Origin of the sequence: Sphingobium sp. KCTC 72723, from assembly GCF_014280435.1 — a bacterium.
In the GTDB taxonomy this organism is placed as follows: Bacteria; Pseudomonadota; Alphaproteobacteria; order Sphingomonadales; family Sphingomonadaceae; genus Sphingobium.
This window is the reverse complement of sequence record NZ_CP060388.1, coordinates 4,026,549-4,047,562: the sequence shown is the minus strand read 5'-3', so window position 1 is coordinate 4,047,562 and position 21,014 is coordinate 4,026,549. Positions and strand designations below refer to the sequence as shown.

The following is a 21,014-nucleotide window of genomic DNA, read 5'->3' as shown; positions in this document are numbered from 1 at the left end:
GCGCCGCCGCCTCTACGCTGCACTACGCCGGCCACGATTCAGCCTTCCGAAATTATACCGTCACGGGACCGTCCGCCATCCCCTCTCCTAATGAATGACCTTCGCGCGAGGGCTAGGAAAATTGTAATCTTCGTGCTACATATTCGGCCAATCTGTAGTGCGAAGGTTCCAAATGCCTACACCACACAACCCTCCCGCCGCTGTGCGGCGCGCCCTGCGCAAGCTCGGCGCCGACATCCACGATGCCCGTCGGCGTCGGCGGCTGCCGATGGCTGTCGTGGCGGAGCGCGCCTTCACGTCCCGCTCGACCCTGCAAAAGGTCGAGGCCGGGGACACCAATGTCAGTATCGGCATTTATGCGGGCGTCCTTCAGGCGCTCGGCCTGCTCGACGGTCTGAGCCAGATCGCCGACATCGGCAACGACCCAGTCGGACAAGCGCTGGCCAGCGCCGAACTGCCCAAGCACGTCCATCTCAAGCGAACAACCGGATCGTCTCGCGATGGCTGACTTCGAGGTGCATATCGACCTGGACGGCCGCACGCGCCCCATTGGCCTGGCCAGGAGCAATCGCGTCCGCGGCACGGAGACTATTCTTTTCGAATATGATGGCGCGTGGCTCGTTGATCCCGACCGGTTCTCACTCGAGCCTGCCCTTGCCCTGACCCGCGGTGCCTTCGCCCCTCCTGCCGGACTGGTGACTTTCGGCTCCATCGGAGACTCCGCGCCCGACACATGGGGCCGCCGCCTGATGCAGCGGGCCGAGCGCCGTCTTGCCGAACGCGAAAGCCGCGCCGTGCGCACCCTCGCGGAAAGCGATTACCTGCTCGGCGTCGCCGACGAGACCCGCCTAGGCGCACTCCGATTCCGCTGGGCAGGCGAAGAGACGTTTCAGGCGCCGATCCGCGCCGGTGTCCCCGCCCTGATCGAACTCGGGCGACTGCTCCAGATCACCGAGCGGATCCTCCGGGACGAGGAAACGGACGAGGACCTTCAACTCATCTTCGCCCCCGGCTCCTCCCTCGGCGGCGCGCGGCCGAAAGCGTCGGTCATCGACCAGCACGGGCACCTCTCCATCGCCAAATTCCCGAAGGAGACCGACGATTACAGCATGGAGACATGGGAGGAGATTGCGCTGCGGCTGGCTGACCAGGCCGGCATCACCACCCCTCACCATGAGCTGATTGAGGTCGCCGGCAAGGCGGTGATGCTGTCGCGGCGCTTCGATCGCGCCGGCCCGATCCGCACTCCTTTCCTATCTGCAATGGCGATGATGGGCGCCAAGGACGGTGAGCGCGGCAGCTACCCGGAGATCGTCGATGCTCTTACGCAACATGGTGCGCAGGGGAAGACCGACGCTCATGCCCTCTATCGGCGCGTCGTCTTCAATGTGCTGATTTCCAATGTCGACGATCATCTGCGTAACCATGGTTTCCTTTGGCTCGGCAAGGCGGGATGGTCTCTTTCTCCGGCCTATGACCTCAATCCTGTGCCCTCCGACCTCAAGGCGCGTGTGCTGACGACGAACATCGACCTCGACGAGGGCACCTGCTCGCTTGACCTGCTTGAGGCGGCTTCGGAGTTCTTCGGCCTCACACTGCTGCAGGCCCGAGCAATCATCAAAGAGGTCGCTACCGTGACCGCGACGTGGCGTGAAACCGCCAAGGCGGCCGGCGCCCGCTCTGCAGAGATTACCCGGATGGCTAGCGCCTTTGAGCACGATGATCTCAAGCGGGCGCTAGCGCTATGACCCGAACCTTCATCTACAGCTTCGCACCCCCATCACTTGACCCGTCCCCCGGCGCGACCATCGCGCTGGACGTCTCTGAGATCGAAGACGCCGGCATTCGCGAAGTGCTTCAGACGCCTGGCGCAGCCTATGGCGCGTGGTCAATCTTGGATGCGCTGCTGGCACCGACCGGCGCGGGCACGTCCTTCATTTTCAGACAACCGCTTGGCCAGGCGCGCGAAGTGAAGGTCGCGTTGTCAGGCCTGTTCGGACGGTTCGTTGCCCGCGCTTATCTCGAGCGATATTTCGATCTCTCCATCTTCGCCCATCTCGGCAACCGCATGATCGATCTCGACCGTCGCAAGCAGGTCAGGATCGAGCGCCTCGCCCGAGGCGACCTCCCCGACTGGATCGCATGCAAATCCGATCTGACCTCACTCACGATCGCGGAGGCCAAGGGCTGTCACGACCCGGGCGGACCGGCGAAAGCACTCGCGCGCGCCTGGACGCAAGCCGGGCGCATCGACGTGACGGTCAAAGGCCGAAAGGTCACCGTAAAGCGGATCGCGGTCGCCAGCCGGTGGGGCGTGGCCAATTCCAATCCCGCTGACGCCCACCTGTCGGTTCGCGATCCCATCGACGAGGGCGATCCGATCGATCCGCAAGACAAGGACGCCCCCTTCATCGGCCTGCTTCGTCTGCATGTCGCCAGTATGATCGAACCTCTCGGGCATACAGAACTCGCCCAGGCGCTGCGCGCTCTGACACGCCAAACCTTTCCGCGACCACTCCGGGATGCCGCCGCTCGCGCGCGCGGCGCACTCGACAGTGCGCCGATAGGTCAAGTGGAAAAGACCCACGATATCGGCGGCCTGGTGGGCGGGATCGTCACGCGGGCCGGCCCGATTACCGACGCGGTCGCTAGTACCGTCGATCAGGAGGCCATGGCCCGGCTCAACCTTCGTCCGGTTTTCGTCGGAGTAGACCGGAATCTGATCCGTGCGGCAATCGATGGCGAAACGGAGACCATTCGCGGTCGTCTGGCTGAAAAGGTGAGCCCCGATGAGTTCGCGCGATCGGATCGCGCTGGCGGCTGGATCATCCCGCTCGGCACGGAACGACGCATAGTTGGAGGGGCCTGATGAGGCACGGCCAATTGGAAATATCAAAAAGAGCTGGCCAATCAAAGTAGGGTCAAATGGGGGGAGTCCAGGACGATGAATGAAGAGAGTAATGACCTCTCGAATGAGGCCGAGGCGCTTGCCGATATCCTGACATGGTCAGCCGACCTGCCCGGCTGGCAGCGTGACGCCTTGCGCCTGCTCTGCGGCCAGACGAAGCTTGAGCCCGCTGACATCACCGCCCTCGTTGCCATCTGCAAAGGTGACAACCCTGCTGTTCCGCTGGACACCAGCCACATTCGCGATCCCGCCGCGAGCCACGCCGTCGTCAGCCTGGGCGCCTTGCATGGCCTGGCGAACGTCAACGCCCTCGCGCCGGGCGAGCGGCTGTCCTTCGGTAAAACCGGCCTCACCGTGATCTATGGGGACAACGGCGCCGGCAAATCGGGATACGCCCGCGTCCTCAAGCAGCTCTGCCGCGCACGCTCTCCGAAGGGAGACGCCATTCTGCCGAATATCTATGCCGGCTCTGGCGGCGTACCAACCGCCAGCATCGATTTCTTCATCGGTGGGCAGAAGCGCAGCGCGACGTGGAACCAGGGCGGCTCAGCCGATCCGATGCTGTCAGCCGTCAGCGTCTTCGACTCGCGAACGGCCAACGTCCATGTCGAGAACACCAACGATCTCGCCTATACGCCGCTTCCTTTGCGCATTCTCGCCGGCCTCGCGCAGGCGTGCCAGGATGTGAAGGCCAAACTGTCGGCCGAGATAAAGACGCTGGAACAGCAGACGCCAGTTGTCTTATCAAAACCTGAGTGCAAGCCGGACACCATCGAGAAACTCGCCGGTCTCACCGCGCAGGAAGAGGCGCGGCTCCAGACCCTGATTACCGATCTCTCCGGTGATCCCGCCCGGACCGTCCGTCAGCTTCAGACTCAGGAAACCCGCATCACGGCGGTGATAGACCAGATCGAGCGATTGATTGCCGGCGCTAGCGAAGGGAACCGGACCACCCTGCGCGAAGCCCACCTCCGCCTCGCCACGGCGCGCGACGCGGCTGCGGCCGCCTCTGCCAGTCTCTTTGCCGAAGAACCGCTGCCGGACATCGGCTCGGATATCTGGAAGGCTTTGTGGGAAGCGGCCCGCGCCTATTCGCGCGAAGCCGCCTATCCCGGACAGCCATTCCCGGTAACGGCCTCTGACGCCCATTGCGTTCTGTGCCAGCAGCCGCTGGGCGAAGAAGCCGCAAGGAGGCTCACCAGCTTCGAAGCTTTCGTCCAGGACGAGAGCAAGCGTCGTGAAGAGAATGCCGCCGACGCCTATGACGAACTGATCGAGCAGCTATCGTCTCAGGTCTTCCTGACGAAGAATATCCCGGTGTTCGTCGCCCTGATCCGCGACGATATCGGCGAGGCGGAGCTGGCGAAGGCCCTTCACCGGCAGATCGTTCAGTTGTGCTGGCGCCTGCGGGCGGTGCTGCGAACCCATGCCCGTGAGGTCCTGCCGACGTTGCCACCGGAGGCCGTCGCCTCGCGGGACGAGTTGCGCGACCTACTGGGCGGGATCGCCACCCGGATCGAGGGCCTGCAATCGGAGGCAAACTCCCCGCAACGCGCCGCCCTTGTCGCCGAACGCGACGGCTTGGCCGACCGCAAATGGCTCGGCGGCGTGAAGGCCGACGTGCTTGCCCAGATAGAGCTGTCAATCGGCGTCCAAACGGGACCCACTATCGGCGTGCAAAAGGGAACCACCTTGCGGCGTTGCGCTGGGGTTGATGCCGGGCGCGGATTTCGCGCTGGCGCTGGCGTAGGGAGGGCGTAGCCCGACCGGAGGCAGCGCCAGCGCGAAGCAATTTTTATGGGGGCTTTTGAGGCTGGGTCAGTTGCGGTGTTTGAAGCGCCAGCTGTCGTTGCCGGTCTCGATGATATCGCAATGGTGGGTGGTGCGATCGAGCAACGCGGTGGTCATTTTGGGATCGCCGAACACCGTGGGCCATTCGCCGAATGCCAGGTTGGTGGTGATGATCACTGAGGTCTTTTCGTAGAGTTTGCTCATCAGGTGGAACAGCAACTGGCCGCCGGAGCGAGCAAACGGCAGATAACCCAGTTCATCAAGCACGACGAGTTCGATGCGGCTGAGTTGGGCAGCGAGTGCGCCGGCCTTGCCGATGCGCGCCTCATCCTCGAGCCGGGTGACCAGATCAACGGTGTTAAAGTAGCGGCCACGGGCGCCTGCGCGCACGACGCTGGCGGCAATGGCGATTGCCAAGTGAGTCTTGCCGGTTCCGGTGCCGCCAACCAGTACGATATTGCGCCTGCCGGGCAGGAATGATCCGGCGTGCAGCGCGCGGACCAGTTCCTCGTTGATAGGCGTACCGTCGAACACGAACGCATCAAGATCCTTGATCACCGGCAGTTTGGCCGCACTCATGCGGTAGCGGATCGAGGCGGCGTGACGGTGGGCGGCTTCGGCGCGCAGCAGATCGGTCAGGATCTCGGGCGTGGTGCGCTGGCGTTGCACGCCAGTGGTTACCGCCTCATCGAACGCGCTGGCCATTCCCTTGAGGCCCAGCGCGCGCATGGCGTCGATCATCTCATGCCGCTGCATTGTGGCCTCGCACCGTATCATAGATCGCGCAATCGGCGCGGGGCGGATGCTTGAGCTTGAGGTCGACCACCACGCTCATTGGCTGATCTGCTGGCGGTTCGCGGCGGCGCGCCAGAATATTGAGGATCACCTCGTCGCTGGCAGCGCCGGTATCGAACGCTTCGCCGATGGCGGCCTCGACAGCCTCCAGCCCATCGGTGGATATGGCAGCAAGCACGCGGACAAAACGGCGATCGGCTTCGTCCCCACTGCCCAGCTTGCGCCGCAACCGGGCCAGCGCTGGTGGCAGCGCCCAGTCAAGGAATGGTGCGCCGTTGCGCAGGGCGCCGGGTTTGTGCACCAGCACCGGCAGATAGTGCCATGGATCGTAAATCGTGCGGTCGCGCCCAAAGCAGCGCGGGTGTTCGGCGACGATCTCGTCCCCCAAGCGGACTATGATCCGGTCGGCATAGGCGCGCACCTGAACCGCACGGCGCACCGTCCGCGCCGCCACAGAATAGCGGTTGCGGTCAAAGCTGATCAGGCATGTGCCGGTGACCGCGTGGCTCGTCTCGTGAAAGCCGTCGAACGGCGACAGCATCGGTTGCAGTACGGGCCGTTCGGCCTCCAGCGCCTGCGCGACAGTCATGTCCTTTTGCTCGGGATGCGCGTGCATCGCGGCCCAGCGCAGACATTCTGCCTCAAGCCACCCGTTCAGTTCCTCGATGCTGGCGAACTTCAGCCGAGGCTGGAAAAAGCGGCCGCGGATCGTCTGGACCTGGTTCTCGACCTGCCCCTTCTCCCAGCCTGCCGCTGGCGAACAGGCGGTCGGCTCGACCATATAATGATCGGCCATGACCAAAAACCGGCGGTTGAACACGCGCTCCTTGCCAACAAAGACCGTCGTCACCGCGGTCTTCATGTTGTCGTAGATGCCGCGCAACGGCACCCCGCCGAAGAACGCAAAGCCGCGGGCATGGGCGTCGAACACCATCTCTTGCGTCTCACGCGGATAGGCTCGCACATACACGGCCCGCGACGCGCATAGCCGCATGTGCGCTACCTTCACGCGCATCGGCTTGCCTGCGATCTCTACATCCTCGTGGCTCCAGTCGAACTGGTATGCCTCGCCCGGCTTGAACAGCAGCGGAATGAACGCGGGCACGTCGCCGCCGGGATCCTTGCGTCGGCCATCCGCCCAGCGCCGGGCGTAGCGCCGCACTGCATCATACGAACCCTCGAACCCTTCTCGCAGCAGCAGATCGTAGATCCGCGTCATCCGCAGCCGGTCACGCCGATGCCGCGCTTCGTTCTCGCTCAGCAGCGTATCGAGCTGCTCCTGAAAGGGTCCGATCCGAGGCAGCGGCTGAACCGTGCGATGATAGTCAAACGCACCTTCCAGAGCATTGATCGCCTTGCGCACCACCTTGCGTGACAGCCGCAGATCCCGCGCGATCTCCCTGATCGCCTTGCCACCTGCGTGCTCGCGCCTGATCCGTACAACTGTCTCCACCACCAACATCCCGATCTCGCCACCTGAAAAACCAGGCTGCTGTCTAAACCATCGGAATGGTGGTTCCCTTTTGGACGCCGATCACCCCGCTAACCGGGTCCTTTTTGCACGCCGATCCACAATGAAGATGTCCACCGCCTGCTCCGACAGGTAGACGTTGTGTGCCTTCGACCGCTTCATTCGCTCTTTTGGGATCGACCAGACGGCGTTCTCGAAATCGACTTCGTCCCAGGTCGCGTCCTGCAGCTCGCTTTTCCTGACCATCGTCAGGAGGAAGAGCTTCATTCCCAGCCGTATAGTCGGCAGGGTCGGCACATGGTCGAGCTGACCGAGCATGACGCGGATCTCCGCCGGTGATAGCGAACGATCCTTCGGTACGAAGGTTGCGATAGACGCGGGCCCAACTTCATCCGCCGGGTTGGCGACCTTCTCGCCATGCAAGATCGCGAACGCAAAGATCAGCTTCACGATATCCCGCACATGGACGGCCGTAGCTGGAGCACCGCGATCCTTCACTTTTCCGCACATCATGCGGAGATCGTCAGGCGCGATCTCCGTCAAAAGCCTGTTTCGAAACGTTGGCAGGATGTCGCGCTCGTAGATCGAGCGCCGCATGGCGCGCGTGCTGTCGGCCATGCGCGACTCCTGGAACCATTTCTCGCCGAACTCGCCGAACCTCTTTGCCTCCTTCAGTCGCCGCTTGTCGTGCTGCTTCTCCTGGGCCGGAGACCGCCCCTCTGAAATGGCCCGCTTGGCATCGATCAGTTTTTCCCGAGCGCGGGCCAGCGAAAGGCCTTCTAGCCCGTACCGACCGAGCGTTAGCGTCTCGCGACGGCCGTTTAGGCGGTAGTCGTACCGGAACAATCGCACCCGACGGCTGCACCACGACGTACATACCGTCACGGTCGCTCACCTTATACAATTTCTGCTGTGCTCTCAGTGACTTAATTGCCGTGTCAGTAAGCATGGGGGCCTCCAAAATCGTCCCAAAATGGGGGAGAAGCGCCAATTATACCGTCAGGCCAAAACAGACGATGCTGGAAGCATGATTCCTTTTTGAAATCAGTCTGTTATGTCCACAAAAATACCGTCAGCAGCTCTCTTGGCCGTGACGGTATCCCGAATTCGCTGATCGAACAAGATTCCCCATACCGTCCGCTATACCGTCAAATCGGAGCACTACCCCTCGATAGATGGCGATAGACCGAGTTTGGATTATCCTTTTCTATCAATGTCTTAAATCGTATCCTGGCGTACAGAGGGATATTGCCGGAGGGGCAAAAATCATTCCCACTCGATCGTACCCGGCGGCTTGCTGGTATAGTCATAGACCACGCGGTTGATGCCCTTGACCTCATTGATGATGCGCGTGGACACCCGGCTGAGGAAAGCGGCGTCGAACGGGTAGATATCCGCCGTCATGCCATCGGTCGAAGTGACGGCCCGCACCGCGCACACGCTGTCATAGGTACGCATGTCGCCCATCACGCCCACGGTCCGCACCGGCAGCAGCACCGCGAACGCCTGCCAGATCGCGTCATACAGGCCCGCATTGCGGATTTCCTCCAGATAGACCGCGTCCGCCTTGCGCAGGATATCGCACCGTTCCTTGGTCACTTCGCCGGGGATGCGAATCGCCAACCCAGGTCCGGGGAAGGGATGGCGGCCCACGAAAATCTCCGGCAGGCCAAGTTCCCGGCCCAGCACGCGCACTTCATCCTTGAACAGTTCGCGCAGCGGCTCGACCAGCTGCATGTTCATGCGTTCGGGCAGGCCGCCAACATTGTGATGCGACTTGATCGTCACGCTCGGCCCGCCAGTGAAAGACACGGACTCGATCACATCGGGATAGAGCGTCCCCTGCGCCAGGAAATCCGCTCCGCCGATCCTGGCGGCCTCTTCCTCGAACACGGCGATAAATTCGCCGCCAATGAACTTGCGCTTCTTTTCCGGGTCGGTCAGGCCCGCCAGCCCGCCCAGAAAGCGGTCCTCCGCGTCCACATGCACCAGCTTGATGCCATAATGTTCGCGGAACAGGCTGACCACCTGTTCGGCCTCGCCCAGCCGCATCAGGCCATGGTCGACGAATACGCAGGTCAGCTGGTCGCCGATCGCTTCGTGGATCAGCACGGCGGCCACGGCGGAATCGACCCCGCCCGACAGGCCGCAAATCACCCGACCGGACCCCACCTGCGCGCGGATTTCCGCGACCTTGGTCGCGCGAAACTCGGCCATGGTCCAGTCCCCTGCCAGCCCGCAGACATGACGCACGAAATTGGCGAGCAGCTTGCCGCCATCGGGGGTGTGGACGACTTCGGGGTGGAATTGGGTGGCGTAGAAACGCCTGGCCTCGTTCGCGGTGACGGCATAGGGCGCGCCCTCGCTGGTCGCCACCACCTCGAAACCGGGGGCCAGTTGCGTCACCTTGTCGCCATGGCTCATCCACACCTGATGCCGCTCGCCCGCTTCCCACAGGCCGTCGAACAGCGCGCATGGCTTTTGCACCTCGATGAAGGCGCGGCCAAATTCGCCACTCTCGCCGCCTTCGACATTGCCGCCCAGCTGCTGCATCATCGTCTGCTGGCCATAACAGATACCCAGCACCGGCACGCCCGCGTCGAAAATCGCCTGCGGGGCGCGGGGACTGTCGTCCCACATCACCGATGATGGCCCGCCCGACAGGATCACGCCCTTGGGCTGCATCCGGGCAAAGGCTTGCTCGGCGCTGTTGAACGGGGCGATTTCGGAATAGACGCCCGCTTCGCGGACCCGCCGGGCGATGAGCTGAGTCACCTGGCTGCCGAAGTCCACGATAAGGATGGAATCCTGAATGGGCAGCGTCATCGAATCGCCTTTATTAGACCGAGGGATAGGGATTCGCGCCCGGTTACTGTCCCGCCGCACTCTTGTCCAGCGGTGGGGCATCATCGCCATGCCGCCCGGCGCGCCACCCCAGCATGGCAGCCCCGGCCAGTACCCCCGCCGCGATCAGGAACGCGCTGCCGATATAGGGCAGTGCCGGGTTGCTACCGACCGACAGCGCATAGACGCCGCCGAAGAACAGGGGCGATATAATCCCCGCAATGCTCGCCACGCTGTTGTTCGCGCCCTGCAACTGGCCCTGCTCGCTTTCCGACACCCGCCGCGTCATCAGCGACTGGATCGTCGGCATCGCCAACCCCCACAGCGCATTGGGCAGCATCGCTGCAACAAACAGCCAGCCGGTCGGCGCCAGCCCCATGGCGGCTATACCGATCGCGCCGAACGCCAGCCCCAGCACCATCGTGCGCCCGTCGCCCAGCCGCTTGACCACCGGGCCGACCAGCACGCCCTGCACCCCCATGTCCATCAGGCCGACCATGGCCAGCAACGTCCCCACCTGCCACGCGCCCCAGCCATAGCGGTCGCCCGCATAGAGAACGAACACAGCCGAAAAGAGGTGATGGGCGAAATAGAGCAGGAAATTAACGGTCGCCAGGCTGGACAATTCCGGGTGCGACCGCAGCAATTGCAGCGCGCCGAACGGATTGGCCCGCCGCCAGCTGAACGCCATGCGCTTTTCGCGCGGCAGCGATTCGGGCAGCACGATCAGCCCATAGAGAAATGCCAGCGCCGAAAGCCCCGCCGCTGCCCAGAAGGGCGCGCGCAAAGACACTTCGCCCAGCACCCCGCCGATCAGCGGCCCGGCGACGAACCCGCCACTGAACGCCGCGCCGATCAGGCCATAGCCGCGTGCGCGCTCCTCCGGCGCGGTAATATCGGCCATATAGGCAAAGACGGACGTGAAACTGGACGATGTCACTCCCGCCAGCAAGCGCCCGACCGCCAGCCACCACAGGTTGGGCGCCACCGCCATCAACAGATAGTCGAGCGCCAGCCCGCAGACCGACACCAATATGACGGGCCGCCGCCCGAATCGGTCAGATAGCGACCCGATCACCGGCGAACAGACAAACTGCATCCCCGCCCACAGCGCCACGAACAGCCCGTTCCACAGCCCCGCCGCGCTGGTGGAACCGGACAATTGCTCGATCAGCTGCGGCAGCACCGGGATGATGATGCCCATCGACATGACATCCAGCCACGCCGTCACCAGAATGAAGGCAATCGCAGCGGTGCGGCGAGAAGATGGAACAATTGTCATTGCCGCCGGACCTAACCGGCGCGCCTGCCCGTGCCAAGCATATCCCTGCGGAAAGGCGCGCGCGTCAGCGGGCCGCTACGTCCCGGCTCAGATAGACTTCGGCCACGCGGCCATCCTTGATGGTGCAGGTAAAGCGGCGAGTGGTGCCGCTTGCCGCACGATAATTGGCGCGGCTTTCGACCTGTCCGTCGATATTATAGCCGTCCTGCACCGCGCGCGGCGCGTCCATCTGCCGCACTTCGGCATAGCCGCCCTGCCCCTGCGCTTCATCACGCGCCGCGACGGCGCAGGCATCGGTCATCTGCGCCTCATCGGCATGGGTGGCCGCAACATCGGAAAAATCATCATCGGCGGACGGCACGCCGCTCGTCGCATCCACGCCATAGTCGGTGCCTTGCGACGGCGGCGGCGCATCATCGTTTCCGGCCGGTGCGGAGGCGCGCTGTGCCTGCTTGTCCTTCGCCATGGACGACGCCACGATCGCCACTGCGCCGATCAGCGCCGCTACGCCCACGGCATCGCCAAAGCCGAACCCGTTGCCGCGATCCCGATGATGATGCCCCCAGCCCCGGTCATAGCCCCGATCGTAACGGGGCCGCGCATCCGCCGCACCGATGCTGCCCAGCATCAGCCCCAGCCCAACCAGCGATCCCGTCATCCAGCGCGTCTTGCCCGTCATGCCCATATCTCCTGCGATGGAAGCAGCCATATCCGCGCCCGGCTGTCGAAAGGCTGAACGATCAGTCCGGCTTCGCCCGCACTTTCAACCCCGTGAATTGCGCGACGAAAGCATAGCTGTCGGCATATTCGTCGATCAGCTTGTCGACCGGCTTGCCTGCGCCATGGCCCGCCCGGCTTTCGACCCGCAACAGGCGCGGACGATCGCCGACATTGGCGGCCTGCAACGCGGCGGCATATTTGAAACTATGCGCTGGCACCACCCGGTCGTCTGTGTCCGCCGTCGTCACCAATATGGCGGGATAATCTTTGCCATCCAATATGTTGTGATAGGGCGAATAGCCGTAGAGCAGCGGAAAATCCCTGGCGCTGCCTGGCGATCCATAATCGTCCACCCAATAGCGCCCGGCGGTAAATCGATCGAAACGCAGCATGTCCATCACCCCCACGGCGGGCAGCGCGGCGGCGAACAGGTCGGGCCGCTGGTTGACCACCGCGCCCACCAGCAGCCCGCCATTGGACCGCCCCTCGATCGCCAGCCCATCGGTGCTGGTGTAACCATTGGCTTTCAGAAACTCGCCTGCTGCGATGAAATCATCGAACACATTCTGCTTGTTCGCGCCCCGACCGGCCTCATGCCATGCCTTGCCGAACTCGCCCCCGCCGCGCAGGTTGGCGATGGCATAGACCCCGCCCTGTTCCAGCCAGGCCAGCCGCGTCGCCGAATAGCCCGGCGTCAGGCTGATGTTGAACCCGCCATAGCCATAGAGAATGGTCGGCGCAGCCTGCCCCTTGTCTGTCAGCACGCGCTTGCGAATGATCGTGATCGGGATCTGGGTGCCGTCTTTTGAAGGGTAGAGCCGCTGTTCGATGCCGAAATCATCGGGGTTGAAGGGCAGGTCGGGCCGCGCGAACAACTCGCTCTGCAACGTCGCGGTATCGAAACGATAGATGCTGGACGGCGTCACGAAGCCTGAAAAGCTGAAAAACGTCTCCGCGTCGCCATTGCGCCCGCCAAAGCCCGCCGCGGTGCCCATACCGGGCATCGGCACGTCGCTGACCTTGCGCCCGTCCAGCTCGACCAGTTCCGCCACGGTTTCCGCCTGCGTCATATAGGCCAGGATCATGCGATTGCCGACCAGCGATCCTCCCGCAAGCGTGTCGGCCCGTTCGCGCACCACTTCCTTTGGTCCCCGGCGCGGGCGCGTGGCGTCCAACGTCACGATGCGCTGATGGGGCGCATGGTCGTCGGTGATGAAATAGAGCGTCGCCCCCCGGCTGCCGATCAGCCGCCAGTCCTGCGCGGGACCACGCACCAGCAGGCGCGGGCGAACCGGCGCGCCGTCGAGCGCCGCGATCTGGATTTCACGGCGCGGGTCGATCCCCTGGAAACTGTTGATGAGCAACCATTGCCCATCGCTGGTCACTTGCGCCTGATGGCTCAATGCCGGGCGGTCGGGCGTGGCATAGACCAGTATATCCGCGTCCTGCGGGCTACCGATCCGGTGGTAGAATAGCTGCTGCCCTTCGCTGGAGGAACGGAACGCCTCGCCCGGTGCGGGCGCTGCGAAGCGCGAATAGAAAAAGCCCTCTCCCCGGCCATCCCAGGCGGTCTGCGAAAATTTGACCCACTCGACCCGGTCCTCCAGCGTCTTGCCGCTGTCGACGTCCAGCACCCGCAATGTGCGCCAGTCGCTCCCCGCCTCCTGCACTGCATAGGCCAGATAGCGGCCGTCGGGCGACGGCGTCCATTCCGCCAGCGCACTTGCCCCGTCGCCCGCCCAGTCATTGGGGTCGATCAGCAAGTGCTGCGCACCGTTCAGCCCGTCACGGACATAGAGCGGCGTCTGGTTCTGCAATCCCTTGTTATAGCCGTAGAAATAGCGCCCGCCCGCCTTGCGCGGCACAGTGTAGCGGCCATGGGCGAACAGCGCCTGCATCCGCGCCTTGAACGCCTCACGCCCCGGCAGCCCGTCGATATAGCGGCGGGTCAGCCCGTTTTCCGCATCGACCCAATCCCGCACCGCCGGGTCGGCGCGCACGTCATTTTCCAGCCAGCGATAGGGGTCTGCGACCTTTACCCCGAAATGATCCTCGACCAGCTCCAGCCGTCTGGCGGCAGGATAGCGCAAATCCTGCCCGCCCGCCGCGATGGCGGCGGCATCCGGTCCCGCAAGGGCCGGGCTGGCCGCCAGCAACAGCGGCAGCAGGAACAGGCGGCCCGTGGCGCGCATCCTCTCACACGTCTTTCATAAACGAACAGGCCGTGGCTCTATAGAGCCACGGCCTGTCGGTAAAGCATCCAGCCGCTACGGGCTGGACTGCATTGTCGGCGAAAACCGATTATGCGGCTTCGTATTCATCCTCATCGGCGCTCTGCACCGGGCCGCTGTCCTGGCCCTTGGCGCTGACGTCGCGGTCGACCAGTTCGATGATCGCCATCGGTGCTGCGTCCGAAGCGCGGATACCGGCCTTGATCACGCGGGTGTAGCCACCGTTGCGGTCCTTGTAGCGTTCGGCCAGCGTGTCGAACAGCTTGATCAGCTGCGCATCGTCCTTCAGGCGCGCATCGGCCAGACGACGGTTGGACAGGCCACCCTTCTTCGCCAGCGTGATCAGCTTTTCGACGTAGGGACGCAGTTCCTTCGCCTTGGGCGTGGTGGTCTGAATCTGCTCATGCTTGATGAGCGCTGCGGCCAAGTTGCGCAGCAGGGCGGTACGATGACCCGAAGCGCGTTGCAGCTTGCGCTGACCCATTCTGTGACGCATATTTTCATCCTTCGTTCGTTAAAGGCCCGTTTCAGGTAGCCCAGACCAGGCAGCGATTTTGGGGCGCTGCCGATACCCCTGCCCAAAAAACAGGCAAAGTTCACACCGTCACACGAAGCATTTTCGCGCGTCCGGCTATCCCCCCTCTCCGGGCGAACCCGGAGAGGGAATAAGGATCAGCCCAGCAGCTCTTGTTCGAGCTTCTTGGCCATTTCCTCGATATTTTCAGGCGGCCATCCGGGGATGTCCATGCCCAGGCGCAAGCCCATGGACGACAGCACTTCCTTGATTTCGTTCAGCGACTTGCGGCCGAAATTGGGGGTGCGCAGCATCTCGGCTTCGGTCTTTTGAACCAGATCGCCGATATAGATGATGTTGTCGTTCTTGAGGCAGTTGGCCGAGCGGACCGACAGTTCCAGTTCGTCCACCTTCTTGAGAAGATAGCGGTTGATCTGGTTGGTGTCGCTCTCGCCTTCCGAAGCCGATGCGACCGCATGGCCACCCTGCGACGGGGCGGCGGTGGGCAGCGCGTCTTCGAAGTGGACGAACAGCTGAAGCTGGTCCTGAAGAATGCGCGCGGCAAAGGCCACGGCGTCCTCAGGCGTTACCGTGCCGTCGGTTTCGACGGTCAGCGACAGCTTGTCATAGTCCAGTTCCTGGCCGACGCGGGTGTTGTCCACCTTGTAGGCGACCTGACGGACCGGCGAATAGAGCGCGTCGATCGGGATCAGGCCGATGGGCGCGTCGGCGGGACGGTTGGCGACGGCGGGGACATAGCCCTTGCCGACGTCAGCGGTCAGTTCCATGTTCAGCGTTGCGCCCTGGTCCAGGTGACAGATCACCAGGTCCGGGTTCATCACTTCGATGTCGCCGACGACGCTGATGTCGCCTGCCTTCACCACGGCCGGGCCGGTCGCGGACAGCTGGAGCCGCTTTGGCCCGTCGCCTTCCATGCGCAGGGCAACCTGCTTGATGTTGAGGACGATGTCGGTCACGTCCTCACGCACGCCAGCGAGCGACGAGAATTCGTGCAGGACGTTCTCGATCTTGATCGAGGTGACCGCCGCGCCCTGGAGCGAGGAAAGAAGAACCCGCCGCAACGCATTGCCGAGCGTCAGGCCAAAACCGCGCTCAAGCGGTTCGGCAACGAACGTCGCCTTGCGCTTGCCATCGCTGGTCGGCTTGATTTCGAGGGCGTTGGGCTTCTTCAATTCCTGCCAGTTCTTCATGTTGACAGTCATGTAATTCCCCTGGGGATGTGGCCGAAACGCTTATCATCCTGGACCCGACAGGACGTTGCGGCCGATGCAGACGGGTAACGGGCAGCGCGTCCGCTGCCCGCCATATCGCGCAACCGTGTTTAGACGCGGCGACGCTTGGACGGACGCACGCCATTGTGCGGGATCGGCGTCACGTCGCGGATGGAGGTGATGTGGAAACCCACAGCCTGCAACGCGCGCAGAGCCGATTCACGACCCGAACCTGGACCCTTGACTTCGACTTCCAGGGTACGGACGCCATGTTCGGCGGCCTTGCGGCCAGCGTCTTCGGCGCACACCTGAGCGGCGTACGGCGTCGACTTGCGGCTGCCCTTGAAGCCCATCATGCCGGCCGAGGACCACGAAATCGCGTTGCCCTGGGCATCGGTGATGGTCACCATGGTGTTGTTGAAGCTGGCGTTGACGTGTGCGACGCCCGCCGAGATGTTCTTGCGCTCACGGCGCTTAATGCGCTGGGGTTCGCGTGCCATTATGCTCTATCCTACTGAAATCGTTTAAAAGGAGAAGTCGCCGGAGGGTCAGGCCAAAAGGCTTGAAACCCTCAACGATTACTTCTTCTTACCGGCGATCGCCTTCGCCTTACCCTTGCGGGTGCGCGCATTGGTGTGCGTGCGCTGGCCACGAACCGGCAGCCCCTTGCGATGGCGCAGGCCGCGATAGCAGGCCAGATCCATCAGGCGCTTGATGTTCATCGCCGTGTTGCGGCGAAGATCACCCTCGACGGTCAGGTCGGCGTCGATCGTTTCACGGATCTGAAGCACTTCGGCGTCGGACAAGTCCTGCACGCGGCGGCTCTGGTCGATGCCCAGCTTGGTGGCGATATCGACGGCAGTCTTGCGACCGATGCCGTGAATGTAGGTGAGCGCGATGATTACGCGCTTGTTGGTCGGGATGTTGACACCCGCAATACGTGCCATGTTACTTAAATCTCCTGCTCCACGGGGCGATTGGCGTCACCCCATCTCAAAGCGTCTAGGCCGGACCCCGATATTGGGGCATCGGCCAATGTTCACCCCCGGACGCAAAAAAGACGGCCAGTGCGCGAAGCACTGCCGCTCACCAGCGTGTCGGGATGTCCGCGCCTTACCGATTCGGCCGCGCCCTGTCAATAATCGCTCCGCCCATTCGTGCATCCGGGCCAGGCAAAATGCCATGGCATGGGATCCGCCCCGCCGCACATCTCCATTCGCCCCTTTACGGTTGAGCAATGCGCCCGGCTTGGGCATGAACGCGCGATGCGCCTTTACCCCTCCCTGTCCATCGCTGCCCCATTCCTCATCCTGCTTGGATCCTGCGTGGGACCGGCGCAGGAACGGGCGCGCCCGGCGGCCCCACGGCCCATCGCCCCGTCCCCGGTCACGACGCGGCCTGCCCCCGTCGCCACGCCCGCGCCCGCGCCCGCCAGCGTCGAATGGCAATATCGCCCGGCAACGCCCGGCAACTGGACCTATCGCGCCGACCCCGCCGGATCGGTCGCCCTGTTCGGGCAGAACGGGGCCGATCCGCAACTGACGATCCGTTGCGACCGGGCGGCGCGGCGCATCAGCCTGATCCGCGCCGGGACCGGCACGGGCGCAATGATCCTGCGCACCAGCTATGGTGCCACCAGCTGGCCCACCACGCCAGCGCCCGCCGCTGCGCCGCAGACGCTGGCCATGCGCGCCGCGTCCGACGCGACGCTGGACCAGATCGCCTATAGCCGGGGGAAATTCGCCATCGAAGCGACGGGGCTACCGCCACTGATCGTCCCCGCCTGGGCCGAAATGGCGCGCGTGGTGGAGGATTGCCGGGGTTGAGGCGCGCCATGCCGCATCGGCCCCGATCGGCGACGCGCAAGTATGATTCCAAAAAAGATTTTTACAAGTCTTGATCCTGTCACGCGCTTGATTCAATCTGCTCTCCGTGGCCGCACGAAGGCGCAAGTCGGAAACGCGGTCATACGGCTTTTCAACTTAGCGAAAGGAGGTGATCCGATGTCTCATGGTTCAGTATTGGGGTCGGTCAAGTCCAGTCGGGGAATGCGCCGCTGAGCGACGCTACGGCGTCGATCCTGCCCTGACGACGGACAATCGCCGACATACAGGCCGATCCGTCGCACAGACAGGATAGCGCGATCATCATTCCCCCATGGGCGGCACTTCCGGCCGCTGACCATGCACATGATGGGCCGTCGGGCTTCGACCCGGCGGCCCCTCTCATGGCTGTGGTTCCTGCCAGGCAGGCCCGCCCATCCGCTACCGTTCGACGCCCCGCGCCTTGCCCCAGGCCCGCGCGGCGGTATAGCCCAGATAGCCCGTGCCAAAGAGCGCGTAGAGCGGCTCGGGCAGCGCGTCGAGATAGGCCCGCATTCCCGCAATGATCGCCGCTGCCAGTTGCGGCCGCACGCCGGCCACCAGGCCCATCGGGATCGACCAGAGCAGCAGGCCATAGATCACATAGAGAAATGTCGGTCGCGCCCGCATCGTCCACAGGTCAGGCGGGGTGCCGCCGCTCTCCGCCCCATGCATCGCGCCACCCGTCACCGCGCCACTCCCTGGCCGATCCGGGTGGCCAGCCAGCCATAGAGAAACGCCTCGTTCGCCGGGCGGCTTTCGGCCAGCGCAATATAACGCTCGCCCTGCATCGCCTCGATCGCCTTGAGCAGCACGGCATCGCCAGCCTTGCCGCGCAGCGCCCGAAACGCCCGCAACGCCGCCAGCGTGCGCGCGCCGATCGCCCGGTCCACGGTCAGGTCGGGATAGTCCTGCTGGTTGCGATTGAGCGCATTGAGCGCCCGCTGGAGAAAGCCGGTCGCGGTGCCGACGCCCATATTCACGGCCGTATCGAACAGTTCAGCGGCAATGGACTGGGCCATTTCAGCAACGAAGCCATAGCCCGGCTGGTCCCAGTAGAGCCGCCGATAAATTGCCACCGCACTTGCACGGGGCAGCGCCCGCATGTCGCCGACAAAGCCATTGGCCTGCGCCACCGCCTGGGTAATGCCCCAGTTGGTCGGGCCGCCACGATCCGCCGGATGATTGCTATAACCGCCCTCGCGGGCGATAACCTCGTCGATCAGGGTGATGATGTCCATGCTGCGCCTCTCAGTCCATGAATGAGGCAAAACATTTATCCCACGGCGCGGGATGTAGGACAGCGCAAAACCGGCAGGCCGGTCGAAATAGGATTTGGGGGAGACTGTGCGGCGCGAAACAGATTAGCGGAGATGTGACGGGACTTAACTCCGCTCATGTTTGACGCATGGGTTAAGCGCGATGTGTGGCCAGGGGTGGAGAGCGCGCACTTTCCGCTGACGACATGGTTGAGGTGGTCGCTGCCCTTCGCAGTTGGGAACATCGCGGGACATGGGGGCAGGCATAGTTTGCAATTGCCCCAAAATGAAAATTTCCGGAAAATCGAGGCTTGAAGTTGTTTCGGTGCCGTCCCATGTTGCGTGTCCCTCGGTATGAGGTTCTTCACGGCGGCAACTTGGTACATCCGGGAAACTGCTTCGGAGCAACATGGGTGACTGGATGACAGTTGACCATGATGCTGCTTTGGTTGGTGACTGGCGCGAGAGAGCAAGGCAGCCGAGGGTAGTGTGAAGGACCCACGGTTATGAAGATGAAACTTCGTTTCGTTCGTTACTGTGGCCTCGCCTCGGGTATTCTGGCTAACGCGCTGAAAGGCGCGTACTGGCTCATGAAGATCCTTGGCGAGGTCACCAACTACGATGCGAGATTTATACGGCCATCATTTTCAGCTAAAGCCCGGCACTCGCGTTTATGTCCCAACCGCAAAGGGGCGAGCGCGTGGTCGCGGGATTAAGCGCGACGTTGAAAATCGCTGGCTGGCACCAAAGAACTTTTTTCACCTACGTGATGGCGGCCATGTTGCGGCAGTAAGATTGCATCACAACGCGCTTTGGGTTGGCTCGTTAGACCTGCTTCGCTTTTTTGACCAGATAAGCCGAGGAAAGGTTTTCCGGGCCTTGAAGCGGGTCGGTTTCACCCAAGCCGAAGCGTGGGAAATGGCCTGTGATAGCACTGTGGACAAGGCTTCTCCCGCAAGGTCATTCAGCCTTCCTTTCGGATTCGTCCAATCCCCCTTGATGGCTTCGATTGTCCTGGCGCACTCCGCCCTTGGTCGATGCATAGAGCGCTTACGGCGCGGCGGGATGGCAATCACCGTTTATATGGACGATATTACAGTCTCAGGCGACAGCGAGTTGCTGGTCCAATCTGCAATTGCTGAATTGACCGCAGCCGCTCATTTGGCGAGTTTCTCATTCAACCCTACCAAAACGCAACCTGCGTCAGCCTCGGTAATCAGTTTCAATATTGAGTTTGGCTCTGGCGCGATGGCTATCATTCCTGAACGTATGGATAAGCTGGAAGAGGCTTTCCTCGAAGGGAATGAATATCAACAGCATGGCATATGTGGGTATGTTGCAAGTGTGAATCAGAGTCAGCTTACGAGACTCATTCCGTAACCTTGGGGGGCGTTTCAATGGCGCTGCTAGATATGCGCTAGACGACGCTAATGGGTGGCGCTGCTAGATGCAGCGACGCTTACTTAACCCATTGCTTTTTCTGGTAAATTTGGTCGGGACGAGAGGATTCGAACCTCCGACCCCCACACCCCCAGTGTGATGCGCTACCAGGCTGCGCTACGTCCCGACCGGAGGGCGCCCAATAGATGCAGCTTTAGCAAGTTGCAAGGGATTCGATGCAGTTCTTTTGCCGCGCCTGCGCAATCCCTAATCATATTGCCTCCCCGCCTGCATATGTGGTAGCCGCCCCGGCTTGATCCGCCGGGCGTTCCCCACGTTTTGCGGCCACGAAATTTAAGGCGCCGCTCCTTTAAGAAAGTCCCACCATGTTCATATCGACAGCCTTTGCCCAGACTGCGGGCGGGCAAGCCTCCGGTGCCGGAATTCTGGTGCAGATGGCCCCGCTGGTCCTCATCTTCGTCGTTTTCTACTTCCTGCTCATCCGTCCGCAGCAAAAGCGGTTGAAGGAGCATAAGGCCAAGATCGAATCCGTGAAGAAGGGCGATCAGGTCGTCACCGGCGGCGGCCTTGTCGGCAAGGTGACGCGGGTCGACGACATTTATGTCGATATCGAACTGGCCCCGGCGGTGAAGGTGAAGGCCGTCAAGTCGACCCTGACCGAGGTGATCGACCCGACCAGCGCCAAGCCCGCGAACGACTGAGCG

At 62.9% G+C, this 21,014-nt stretch carries 19 protein-coding genes, 1 tRNA gene and 1 pseudogene; 7 read left to right on the top strand and 14 right to left on the bottom strand.

The genetic code is table 11. From position 1 onward, the window contains the following. Positions 1–172 precede the first annotated feature (172 nt). From SPBM01_RS19580 to SPBM01_RS19565, 4 genes are all read left to right on the top strand, one after another. Positions 173–508: a helix-turn-helix domain-containing protein gene (locus SPBM01_RS19580; protein WP_188063136.1), complete on the top strand. Its 336-nt coding sequence runs from the start codon at positions 173–175 to the stop codon at positions 506–508. Continuing rightward, entirely contained in the window at positions 501–1,748 is a 1,248-nt protein-coding gene (locus SPBM01_RS19575; RefSeq protein ID WP_188063135.1) for a type II toxin-antitoxin system HipA family toxin, read from the top strand. The genes SPBM01_RS19580 and SPBM01_RS19575 overlap by 8 nt, the downstream gene beginning before the upstream one ends. Further along, a complete protein-coding gene (locus SPBM01_RS19570) occupies positions 1,745–2,869 on the top strand; it encodes a hypothetical protein (protein ID WP_188063134.1) in 1,125 nt (374 codons plus the stop codon). Before SPBM01_RS19575 ends, SPBM01_RS19570 begins: the two co-directional genes overlap by 4 nt. Before the next feature lie 75 nt (positions 2,870–2,944). Continuing rightward, positions 2,945–4,669 (top strand): AAA family ATPase, encoded by a 1,725-nt coding sequence (locus SPBM01_RS19565; RefSeq protein ID WP_223177748.1) that lies wholly within the window; start codon positions 2,945–2,947, stop codon positions 4,667–4,669. Between the two features lie 57 nt (positions 4,670–4,726). On the opposite strand, the gene istB is transcribed toward SPBM01_RS19565, so the two are convergent. The 11 genes and pseudogenes from istB to rpsM all read right to left on the bottom strand — a co-directional run bounded on the left by istB (position 4,727) and on the right by rpsM (position 16,735). Further along, positions 4,727–5,455: an IS21-like element helper ATPase IstB gene (gene istB / locus SPBM01_RS19560; RefSeq protein WP_188061983.1), complete on the bottom strand. Its 729-nt coding sequence runs from the start codon at positions 5,453–5,455 to the stop codon at positions 4,727–4,729. Then, entirely contained in the window at positions 5,442–6,956 is a 1,515-nt protein-coding gene (gene istA, locus SPBM01_RS19555) for an IS21 family transposase (protein ID WP_188061984.1), read from the bottom strand. The genes istB and istA overlap by 14 nt, the downstream gene beginning before the upstream one ends. 111 nt (positions 6,957–7,067) lie before the next feature. Then, positions 7,068–7,914, bottom strand: a pseudogene (locus tag SPBM01_RS19550) (tyrosine-type recombinase/integrase); the annotation flags it as partial. Between the two features lie 317 nt (positions 7,915–8,231). Further along, complete coding sequence (gene guaA, locus SPBM01_RS19545; protein WP_188063133.1) at positions 8,232–9,791, bottom strand: glutamine-hydrolyzing GMP synthase; 1,560 nt, start codon at positions 9,789–9,791, stop codon at positions 8,232–8,234. A gap of 43 nt (positions 9,792–9,834) precedes the next feature. Next, the gene (locus tag SPBM01_RS19540) at positions 9,835–11,091 is read right to left on the bottom strand and encodes a TCR/Tet family MFS transporter (protein WP_188063132.1); all 1,257 of its coding nucleotides are present in this window, start codon (positions 11,089–11,091) and stop codon (positions 9,835–9,837) included. A 64-nt stretch (positions 11,092–11,155) separates the two neighbouring features. After that, the gene (locus SPBM01_RS19535; protein ID WP_262504270.1) at positions 11,156–11,800 is read right to left on the bottom strand and encodes a hypothetical protein; all 645 of its coding nucleotides are present in this window, start codon (positions 11,798–11,800) and stop codon (positions 11,156–11,158) included. A gap of 31 nt (positions 11,801–11,831) precedes the next feature. Further along, entirely contained in the window at positions 11,832–14,003 is a 2,172-nt protein-coding gene (locus SPBM01_RS19530) for a prolyl oligopeptidase family serine peptidase (RefSeq protein WP_188063131.1), read from the bottom strand. 109 nt (positions 14,004–14,112) lie between these two features. Beyond that, entirely contained in the window at positions 14,113–14,538 is a 426-nt protein-coding gene (rplQ, locus tag SPBM01_RS19525; protein WP_188063130.1) for a 50S ribosomal protein L17, read from the bottom strand. Positions 14,539–14,714: 176 nt separating this feature from the next. Then, positions 14,715–15,779 (bottom strand): DNA-directed RNA polymerase subunit alpha, encoded by a 1,065-nt coding sequence (locus SPBM01_RS19520; protein WP_006967377.1) that lies wholly within the window; start codon positions 15,777–15,779, stop codon positions 14,715–14,717. A 119-nt stretch (positions 15,780–15,898) separates the two neighbouring features. Then, positions 15,899–16,288, bottom strand: coding sequence for a 30S ribosomal protein S11 (rpsK, locus tag SPBM01_RS19515; protein ID WP_004208752.1), 390 nt, complete (start codon positions 16,286–16,288; stop codon positions 15,899–15,901). Positions 16,289–16,366: 78 nt separating this feature from the next. Continuing rightward, on the bottom strand, positions 16,367–16,735 hold the full coding sequence (gene rpsM / locus SPBM01_RS19510; RefSeq protein ID WP_188063129.1) for a 30S ribosomal protein S13: 369 nt from the start codon (positions 16,733–16,735) through the stop codon (positions 16,367–16,369). 318 nt (positions 16,736–17,053) lie between these two features. Here rpsM and SPBM01_RS19505 point away from each other — a divergent pair, with 318 nt between their 5' ends. Then, positions 17,054–17,614: a hypothetical protein gene (locus tag SPBM01_RS19505; RefSeq protein ID WP_188065844.1), complete on the top strand. Its 561-nt coding sequence runs from the start codon at positions 17,054–17,056 to the stop codon at positions 17,612–17,614. A 438-nt stretch (positions 17,615–18,052) separates the two neighbouring features. Here SPBM01_RS19505 and SPBM01_RS19500 read toward each other — a convergent pair whose 3' ends face one another. Together SPBM01_RS19500 and SPBM01_RS19495 are read right to left on the bottom strand one after the other, a co-directional pair. Next, the gene (locus SPBM01_RS19500; protein ID WP_188065843.1) at positions 18,053–18,325 is read right to left on the bottom strand and encodes a 3TM-type holin; all 273 of its coding nucleotides are present in this window, start codon (positions 18,323–18,325) and stop codon (positions 18,053–18,055) included. A gap of 11 nt (positions 18,326–18,336) precedes the next feature. Continuing rightward, positions 18,337–18,891: a glycoside hydrolase family 108 protein gene (locus SPBM01_RS19495; protein WP_188063128.1), complete on the bottom strand. Its 555-nt coding sequence runs from the start codon at positions 18,889–18,891 to the stop codon at positions 18,337–18,339. A 639-nt stretch (positions 18,892–19,530) separates the two neighbouring features. Here SPBM01_RS19495 and SPBM01_RS19490 point away from each other — a divergent pair. Then, positions 19,531–20,289: a reverse transcriptase domain-containing protein gene (locus SPBM01_RS19490; protein WP_188063127.1), complete on the top strand. Its 759-nt coding sequence runs from the start codon at positions 19,531–19,533 to the stop codon at positions 20,287–20,289. A 110-nt stretch (positions 20,290–20,399) separates the two neighbouring features. Here SPBM01_RS19490 and SPBM01_RS19485 read toward each other — a convergent pair. Further along, a tRNA-Pro gene (locus tag SPBM01_RS19485) sits at positions 20,400–20,476 on the bottom strand. 199 nt (positions 20,477–20,675) lie between these two features. On the opposite strand from SPBM01_RS19485, the gene yajC reads away from it, so the two are divergent. Next, complete coding sequence (gene yajC / locus SPBM01_RS19480) at positions 20,676–21,011, top strand: preprotein translocase subunit YajC (protein ID WP_188063126.1); 336 nt, start codon at positions 20,676–20,678, stop codon at positions 21,009–21,011. The last annotated feature ends 3 nt before the right edge of the window (positions 21,012–21,014 follow it).